Below are 9,930 nucleotides of genomic sequence, written 5' to 3' on the forward strand. Positions count from 1 at the left end.
AAGCATCCCTCATATATAATTCCAGCTCACGAAACGAGAAACCACCTTTAACTTCAACGTTAATAAAGCCTTTTTCTTATCGTTGTTCTTTTAACTTACAATTGTTAAACTATTAGTCAATCTTTGAAATCTAAACAAGTGATCGATTGAGCCAGTCTATTATGATTAAATAATAGATTAGACAAACTAATATAAAAACTAAAAGTTTTTTTGATTAAAAACTTCATAATAAAAATCCTATCTATTAGATAGGTAATTAATATGGAGAGTTTGATCCTGGCTCAGAGTGAACGCTGGCGGCGTGCCTAATACATGCAAGTCGAACGGACGAGTAAGAGCTTGCTCTTATGAGTTAGTGGCGCACGGGTGAGTAATGTATAGCTAATCTGCCCTACACTAGAGGACAACAGTTGGAAACGACTGCTAATACTCTATACACCTCTCTAGCATAAGTTAGATAGGGAAAGTTTTTCGGTGTAGGATGAGGCTATATTGTATCAGCTAGTTGGTGAGGTAATGGCTCACCAAGGCTATGACGCATAACTGGTCTGAGAGGATGATCAGTCACACTGGAACTGAGACACGGTCCAGACTCCTACGGGAGGCAGCAGTAGGGAATATTGCTCAATGGGGGAAACCCTGAAGCAGCAACGCCGCGTGGAGGATGACACTTTTCGGAGCGTAAACTCCTTTTGTTAGGGAAGAACAATGACGGTACCTAACGAATAAGCACCGGCTAACTCCGTGCCAGCAGCCGCGGTAATACGGAGGGTGCAAGCGTTACTCGGAATCACTGGGCGTAAAGGACGCGTAGGCGGATTATCAAGTCTCTTGTGAAATCCTATGGCTTAACCATAGAACTGCTTGGGAAACTGATAATCTAGAGTGAGGGAGAGGCAGATGGAATTGGTGGTGTAGGGGTAAAATCCGTAGAGATCACCAGGAATACCCATTGCGAAGGCGATCTGCTGGAACTCAACTGACGCTAATGCGTGAAAGCGTGGGGAGCAAACAGGATTAGATACCCTGGTAGTCCACGCCCTAAACGATGTATACTAGTTGTTGCTAAGCTAGTCTTGGCAGTAATGCACCTAACGGATTAAGTATACCGCCTGGGGAGTACGGTCGCAAGATTAAAACTCAAAGGAATAGACGGGGACCCGCACAAGCGGTGGAGCATGTGGTTTAATTCGAAGATACGCGAAGAACCTTACCCGGACTTGATATCTAACAAATCATCTAGAGATAGAAGAGTGTCTGCTTGCAGAAATGTTAAGACAGGTGCTGCACGGCTGTCGTCAGCTCGTGTCGTGAGATGTTGGGTTAAGTCCCGCAACGAGCGCAACCCACGTCATTAGTTGCTAACAGTTCGGCTGAGCACTCTAATGAGACTGCCTTCGTAAGGAGGAGGAAGGTGTGGACGACGTCAAGTCATCATGGCCCTTATGTCCGGGGCGACACACGTGCTACAATGGCATATACAATGAGAAGCAATATCGCGAGATGGAGCAAATCTATAAAATATGTCCCAGTTCGGATTGGAGTCTGCAACTCGACTCCATGAAGCCGGAATCGCTAGTAATCGTAGATCAGCCATGCTACGGTGAATACGTTCCCGGGTCTTGTACTCACCGCCCGTCACACCATGGGAGTTGATTTCACTCGAAGCCGGAATACTAAATTAGTTACCGTCCACAGTGGAATCAGCGACTGGGGTGAAGTCGTAACAAGGTAACCGTAGGAGAACCTGCGGTTGGATCACCTCCTTTCTAGAGTACATATAGATATTCTCTCACAAGATATCTATAAGAAAGATATTCTCAATCATCCTTGTTTAGTTTTGAAAGATTGATAGACCTATAGGGGCCTATAGCTCAGCTGGTTAGAGTGCACCCCTGATAAGGGTGAGGTCACAAGTTCAAGTCTTGTTAGGCCCACCAGAGAATTTAATTGGGGAATTAGCTCAGCTGGGAGAGCGCCTGCTTTGCACGCAGGAGGTCAGCGGTTCGATCCCGCTATTCTCCACCATAAAATAGTTTAACAGTAAAAGTCTATATTAAGTGTTTTTAGAAACATTTACTTTAGACTTTTAAGCGTCTTAATCTTTATTGATTACGAAGTTGCCGAAAGCAACTTTGTGCTTTAGGGGTTTCCAAAGGGTATAACTCTTTGGTCGTAAAGACTAGCTTGCTAGTCTGCGAAGTCTAAATGTTCTTTTAATTAATATTGTTAATAGTCACAAGCAAGTTTTAAAAACAATTTTACAGGACTTGTTAAAGATTTAAATTTCTATTCTCTTTGCATTTAATGCAAAAGTTTGACATCACAATCTATTTAGGATTTAAAACTTATCTAAATAGTAGTCAATGCTTTCCGTCTTGAGAGCTAGAATTTAAATGTAGTAACATAAAGTTATCTTTAACAAGGAAGTGATGCGAATTAGAATAATCTAATATAGAAAAGGTAAGCTACAAAGAGCAAGTGGTGGATGCCTTGGCTAGTAGAGGCGATGAAAGACGTGCCAGGCTGCGATAAGTCTCGGGGAGCCGTCAAGGGGCTTTGATCCGGGAATTTCTGAATGGGGCAACCCAACTAATAGAGATATTAGTTACCGTATAACGGAGCGAACGAGGGGAATTGAAACATCTTAGTACCCTCAGGAAAAGAAATCAAAAGAGATTACGCTAGTAGCGGCGAGCGAACGCGTAAGAGGGCAAACCACTAGTTTACTAGTGGGGTTGTAGGACTGCAATATAGACTAAACTTAGCTAATAGAACAACCTGGAAAGGTTAGGCACAGAGGGTGATACCCCCGTATATGAAAGCTTTGTTTTACTTAGCAGTATCCTGAGTAGGGCGGAACACGTGATATTCTGTCTGAAGCTGGGTAGACCACTATCCAACCCTAAATACTACTACTAGACCGATAGTGCACAAGTACCGTGAGGGAAAGGTGAAAAGAACTGAGGTGATCAGAGTGAAATAGAACCTGAAACCATTTGCTTACAATCATTCAGAGCCCTATGATTTATCAGGGTGATGGACTGCCTTTTGCATAATGAGCCTGCGAGTTGTGATGTCTGGCGAGGTTAAGGAAACCCGGAGCCGTAGCGAAAGCGAGTCTTAATAGGGCGTTTAGTCAGACGTTGCAGACCCGAAACGATGTGATCTATCCATGAGCAGGTTGAAACCGGTGTAAGAGCCGGTGGAGGACCGAACCCGCTAGCGTTGAAAAGCTATGGGATGACTTGTGGATAGGGGTGAAAGGCCAATCAAACATCGTGATAGCTGGTTCTCTCCGAAATATATTTAGGTATAGCGTCATGTAGTAATGCTAGGGGGTAGAGCACTGAATGGGCTAGGGCATACACCAATGTACCAAACCCTATCAAACTCCGAATACCTAGTGTGTAATCATGGCAGTCAGGCGGCGAGTGATAAAATCCGTCGTCGAGAGGGGAACAACCCAGACTAACAGCTAAGGTCCCTAAATCTCATTTAAGTGGAAAACGATGTGGAGTTACTTAAACAACCAGGAGGTTGGCTTAGAAGCAGCCATCCTTTAAAGAAAGCGTAATAGCTCACTGGTCTAGTGATTCTGCGCGGAAAATATAACGGGGCTAAAATGAGTACCGAAGCTTTAGACTTAGTTTTACTAAGTGGTAGGAGAGCGTTGTATTTGCGTTGAAGGTATACCGGTAAGGAGTGCTGGAGCGAATACAAGTGAGCATGCAGGCATGAGTAGCGATAATTGGGGTGAGAATCCCCAACGCCGTAAACCCAAGGTTTCCTACGCGATGCTCGTCATCGTAGGGTTAGCCGGGTCCTAAGCAAAGTCCGAAAGGGGTATGCGATGGAAAATTGGTTAATATTCCAATGCCAACTATAATGTGCGATGGAAGGACGCTTAGAGTTAGAGGAGCCAGCGGATGGTAGTGCTGGTCGAAAGGTGCAGGTTGGAGTTCAGGCAAATCCGAACTCCTTTAAGCCGAGGCCTTATAGGTGCGTGAAGTTCTTCGGAATGAATCGTAAATCCTTGATACTGTCGAGCCAAGAAAAGTTTCTAAGTTTAGTTATAGTTGCCCGTACCGTAAACCGACACAGGTGGGTGGGATGAGTATTCTAAGGCGCGTGGAAGAACTCTCTTCAAGGAACTCTGCAAAATAGCACCGTATCTTCGGTATAAGGTGTGCCTAACTTTGTGAAGGATTTACTCCGTAAGCATTGAAGGTTACAACAAAGAGTCCCTCCCGACTGTTTACCAAAAACACAGCACTCTGCTAACTCGTAAGAGGATGTATAGGGTGTGACGCCTGCCCGGTGCTCGAAGGTTAATTGATGACGTTAGCTCTGCGAAGCGTTTGATCGAAGCCCGAGTAAACGGCGGCCGTAACTATAACGGTCCTAAGGTAGCGAAATTCCTTGTCGATTAAATATCGACCTGCATGAATGGCGTAACGAGATGGGAGCTGTCTCGAAGAGGGATCCAGTGAAATTGTAGTGGAGGTGAAAATTCCTCCTACCCGCGGCAAGACGGAAAGACCCCGTGGACCTTTACTACAGCTTGACACTGCTATTGGGATAAAAATGTGCAGGATAGGCGGGAGGCTTTGATCCATAGACGCCAGTTCATGGTGAGCCATTGTTGAGATACCGCTCTTTTTTATTCTGATAGCTAACTAGCTTGAGTTATCCTCAAGTAGGACAATGTCTGGTGGGTAGTTTGACTGGGGCGGTCGCCTCCCAAAATGTAACGGAGGCTTACAAAGGTTGGCTCAGAACGGTTGGAAATCGTTCGTAGAGTATAAAGGCATAAGCCAGCTTAACTGCGAGACATACACGTCAAGCAGAGACGAAAGTCGGTCTTAGTGATCCGGTGGTTCTGTGTGGAAGGGCCATCGCTCAAAGGATAAAAGGTACCCCGGGGATAACAGGCTGATCTCCCCCAAGAGCTCACATCGACGGGGAGGTTTGGCACCTCGATGTCGGCTCATCGCATCCTGGGGCTGGAGCAGGTCCCAAGGGTATGGCTGTTCGCCATTTAAAGCGGTACGCGAGCTGGGTTCAGAACGTCGTGAGACAGTTCGGTCCCTATCTGCCGTGGGCGCAAGAAGATTGAGGAGAGTTGACCCTAGTACGAGAGGACCGGGTCGAACCAACCACTGGTGTACGAGTTGTCCTGCCAAGGGCACCGCTCGGTAGCTATGTTGGGATGTGATAACTGCTGAAAGCATCTAAGCAGGAAGCCAACTCCAAGATGAATCTTCTTTTAAGAGCTCATATAGACTATGTGTTTGATAGGCTGGGTGTGTAATGGATGAAAGTCCTTTAGCTGACCAGTACTAATAGCTCGTCTGCTTATCTTTTAATAAGCATCACTTCCTTGTTAAGGATAAAAACTTAATAAGATATGTTTTTATAAAACTTTGTTTATGACTTTTAACTTTATATAGTAGTGTTAAATAAGAGATTTATCTAATATATCTTTTATTTAACACTGCCCGTGACTATACAGACGAGGAAACGCCTTGCTCCATCTCGAACCAAGAAGCTAAGCTCGTCCTGGCTGATGATACTCTCCCTTACTGGGATGTTGGAAAAGTAGGTCGTTGCGGGCTTTGTTTTTAATCTGCTTTTAATTCTTGTATTTAATCCTAGTTGTTATTTTTATTTTTTATATATGATAAGATTCTTATATTTATTTTTAGATTATTGGTTTGATTATGTTTTAAATTTGTTTTTATGCCAGTTTTTAAAATCTTTAGACTAAATTTTACTTAATGATAATATGATCCTTTGCTTGAAAAGTAAAGACAGGGCTTAATAGACAATGTCGCCGAGCAAGCTTTTAGCAAACCAGCTCTTAGCCAAAAAGCAAAAGATGTTTTAAAACAAGCAAGAAGCGAATACGCTCTTTTTAAAGAACTTCAAAACTCTAAAATTTACCATGATGTAATGGGTGAGCTAAAGAGTAGTGGCGATATAACAAACTCACTCTTAAAAGCTCTCAATGCGGAAAATGGCTTAGATTTAAAAGCTCTTACAGCCAGATTAAGCAGTAGCGAACAAGAAGCATTAGAAACTAACTTAATCCGTGGTGTAATAGAAAAATTTACCAAAGATGGAATAACTGACTTTTCTAAAGTAAGCAATACTTTAAAAAATGCTCCGTTTGAGAGCAAAAGAGCGGTAGAGATAATGGGAGAGCTAAACAAAAAAGCTCCTATACTAAATAACACGTCATCACTACTTGAAAAACTAACAGCGATTAATCCAAAGGCTAAAGAGCTACAACAAGGCATAGGGCATTCAGTAACTGGAGCACTTATGACAATGAAGAGAAATTTAGCCATTGAAAGGTTAAAATCACTGCTCCCAGTACTAGGCAATGACGCATCTTTAAAAAATCATATAAGAAATGCAATTAATAACGCAGGCGATCTAAAAAGTGTCATTAATAATCTTGAAAAGATAGAGATAAAAGATGCACCAGAAAACTCAACTAAACTACTAGAAGCTTTTAAAAACGAGGTAAAGGCGTTAAGAGAAGAGGCTCAAGCTGGAGAGATAAAAGGGGATGGGTTCATCACAAAAGAAAGCCCAGCACCAAAGAGTGATTTAAATGTAAAAATGGACTTAGCCCCAAACGTAAGGGATTTATCGAAGATAACAACTGAAGAAATAAGCGCGGATTTAGATTATCTAGCTAGTAAGCACCCTGAAATGTTTAGTAAGCCAAGTGATGTTTTTAGGCTGATTAGAGAGATCAAAAATGAACCAACGCATTTTTTTAATAATAACAGACTTGATTATGCGTTAATAGTCAAAAGGGTTGGCGACAATAAAATAGGCAAGTTGGCAGTTGATAAAGAAAGTGGAGAAGTAAGGCACGCTACAAAGGTAAGAGAAAGGGACTTGGCTCGTATGGATAGAGTTTCTAAGCAGATGGCTGGGACATCCACGCTCCCAACACCTTTAAGCACTGCCGATAATAATGTGCTAAAGCAGGACGCAACTTCCGTTGGCAAGACGTATTCATCTGCTGATGAAAGCATTATACCAAAACAAACACAAGAATTAGATAAAACTTTAGAAAATAGAAATGTTAAGCCTTATAAGAATAAAGAGGATGCTCTTGTAAAAGAGGGCTATTTAAACCCAACATGGGAACCACAACTAAAGACTATTGCAAAAGAGCATGCCTTAGACGAAGCAAAACTAAAAGAGATTTTTTTAGACCAAACTATCAACACATCAAAGGGGAGAAAGCCTAACTTCTTTTTAGACTTAGGAGATATTGTACCAACTTATGGTAAAAGCAAACGCTCCCCTGAATACACTAATAATTTAAGAGAAATAGACAATAAGTTACAACAAGCATACGAGACTTTTGTGAAACCACTAAGTGCTAGTGAAAGCAAAAAAATAAAAACCCTTTATGCTAATCCGCACATAGCAAGCGGCTTGCTTGGCGGCACAGCAAATGGTGCTGATGAAAATGGCAATGTTAGCCCTGAAGAGTTTGCAAAAGGTTTTATATATGCATTGTTTGGGTCAAAATTTAGTGCTTCAGCAGTTAAACGCATAAGCCCAGAGCTTTACAATTCTATTCTTGGGCTTGGCAAAAAGATGCCGCAAATGGCAAAAGATAATCCAAAATTATTAACTAAAATTTATGGATCAGCAAAGAGCAATAGTATAAATTCTTTTGCAGGAGAAAAGGCACTTAATGCTAGTGCTAATAAACTCTCAAAAGCCAAAGCTATGCTAGAAAAAGGCGAAGATGAAGTTAAGATTTGGCAAAGCACTGGTTGGTACAAAGATAAAGATGGCGCTTGGAAGTTTGAGATAGATGATAGCCCAGCTAAAATCAAAAATCAAAACGCAGATAAATTAGGCGACTTACTAGAGCATAAAGAGTTATTTAAAGCATATCCTGAGTTAAAGGATATAAACGTAGTAAAAATAAAAGATGAACTTTACAATAAAAACTTAAAGGATTGGCACAAAGAGAGCTCCCCACTAACTAAAAACACAGATGGAACCCCAAAAATTTTTTATCATGGGACTAAAAAATCAAATATAAGCGAGTTTGACCAAAAGTTTGATAAAAGTAAGTGGGGGTTTTTCTTTACAACTGACAAAGGGTTGAGTGAGGAATATTCAAAAGGGCGATATGGACTAAAAGAACCAAATAGCGGAGTTATGGAGGTATATATAAATGCCAAAAAGCCTTTTGACTTAAGGGAAGAAATTACAAAGGATACTGCTAAAAAATATCAAGCATTGCTTGGAAATTTAGCAAAAAGAGATGACATAAAAAATGGTGTTGGGAAAAATCTTTATGAGTATATAAAAAATACCAACCTAAAACAATATGATACAAAGGCAAGAGCGTTTAAAGATAAATTGCAAAATGCAGGATATGATAGCATTATATTAGACGATAACGTAATAGTTGCATTTAACCCAAACCAAATAAAACATGTGAAAAACAATGGAAATTTTAATAAAGAAAATGATATTTATTCATTAGGTAATAAAGGCTATTACGACCCAGTTAAAAAAGAAATTGGTCTTAGAGAAATAGCAGATAAATCAACCTTAATGCACGAAATCCAACACGCCATACAAGATATTGAAGGGTTTGCAAAAGGAAGCAACACAAATGATAAAAAATATGCCCTCTCCCATGGTGAAGCCGAAGCTAGGAATGTACAAAATAGGCTCAACCTAAATAAAAAAGATAAAGTTTATCCGCATGAGACTTTTGATGTAAATCCAAATGATACGTTTGTAAGTAGAGAAGACGGAGTAAATTTTAGTAAAAAACCACCTGAGCTAAAAGAAAAAAGAGGCATTTATAATGTTACATATAATGGCAAATTTTCAACTCCAGTTTATAAGGATTTAGAGGATGTAGAGGGAGCGGTAAGATATGCGATAGGAAATAAAAACAAAGGGGCTAAACATATCGAGATAAAGCATTTAGAAGACACAACAAAGGAAGGTTATGTTACGAAGCAAGAACTATTAAATATGGGCGAGAATATGCGTAAATTTATAAAAGAATATAAAGAACCATTTATAAATGATCGCAAAGCAAGGCTTTATGAATGGGAAGATAAAGACGGCGTGAGATTTAGACTTGTCATAAATGACATAAAGGATAAAAACGGAGGAAGCGGGATACACTCCGCAATTACTTCAACCTCCGCTAATGACGATATTATAACCTTTTATTCTGATAGAAATCTAAAAGAGCCGATGAAGTTTGAGAACCCAAAACTTAAACTACTTGATGCGATAGACAATAGTAGCGACAAAGTTGGTGCAGTTAAAAAAATATTGCTCAATAAACATATAAGCGACGGCGTAAAAGCTAAAGCGGTAAATAGACTAACTAAAAATAAAATTAGTCAAGGTGCAAAAACTAGCTACATTTCTACTAAAAACTCCAAGAATAATTAAAAGCCCTATCTTTAGGGCTTACTCTCTTTTTCAAATCAAACAAAAAAATATTCTTTTTGCCAAAATTGGGTAGATTTGACACAGTGACAAATGATAAATTGCCATTAAATTGCATAAAAGGAGCAAAGAAATGGCAATAACTACAACTGGGTTTCAAGCCCCAGCTACAAAACGTGAAGGCTTAAAGCCCTCAGTCTATGAAAACATAATCTTAATAGGTGCTGACGAGACGCCTATACTTAAACTTATTGGCACTTCAAGTGTTAAAGGTATAGAGCACTCTTGGCTAACTGACAGCTTAGCTGCCCCAAAGAAAAACGCACAGCTAGAGATTTCTGACTTTGACGATCAGATCAAATCAAGTGTGCAAAAGACTTCAAATGCAGTGCAAATTTTTACTTCAAACGTTAGTGTTTCAAGAAGTATGCAAGCAGTGGCTACTTACGGCGGTAAAGAGTT

General features: G+C 40.5%; 2 protein-coding genes, 2 tRNA genes and 3 rRNA genes. All 7 read left to right on the top strand.

The annotated features are described in order from the left end of the window. The first annotated feature begins 258 nt into the window (after positions 1-258). A 16S ribosomal RNA gene (locus HMPREF1019_RS00005) occupies positions 259-1,769 on the top strand. A gap of 94 nt (positions 1,770-1,863) precedes the next feature. Further along, positions 1,864-1,940, top strand: a tRNA-Ile gene (locus HMPREF1019_RS00010). Positions 1,941-1,952: 12 nt separating this feature from the next. Next, positions 1,953-2,028: transfer RNA gene (locus tag HMPREF1019_RS00015), tRNA-Ala, on the top strand. A gap of 433 nt (positions 2,029-2,461) precedes the next feature. After that, positions 2,462-5,366: ribosomal RNA gene (locus HMPREF1019_RS00020) — 23S ribosomal RNA — on the top strand. Positions 5,367-5,499: 133 nt separating this feature from the next. Continuing rightward, positions 5,500-5,618, top strand: a 5S ribosomal RNA gene (gene rrf / locus HMPREF1019_RS00025). The 16S, 23S and 5S rRNA genes sit together here with 2 tRNA genes alongside, the layout of an rRNA operon. Positions 5,619-5,955: 337 nt before the next feature. Then, entirely contained in the window at positions 5,956-9,471 is a 3,516-nt protein-coding gene (locus tag HMPREF1019_RS09915; protein WP_009293602.1) for an ADP-ribosyltransferase-containing protein, read from the top strand. Positions 9,472-9,601: 130 nt separating this feature from the next. After that, positions 9,602-9,930 (top strand): SU10 major capsid protein (locus tag HMPREF1019_RS10065; RefSeq protein WP_009293604.1); only part of this gene is annotated, 329 nt, incomplete at its 3' end.

Source organism: Campylobacter sp. 10_1_50 (assembly GCF_000238755.1).
Classification (GTDB): Bacteria; Campylobacterota; Campylobacteria; order Campylobacterales; family Campylobacteraceae; genus Campylobacter_A; species Campylobacter_A concisus_R.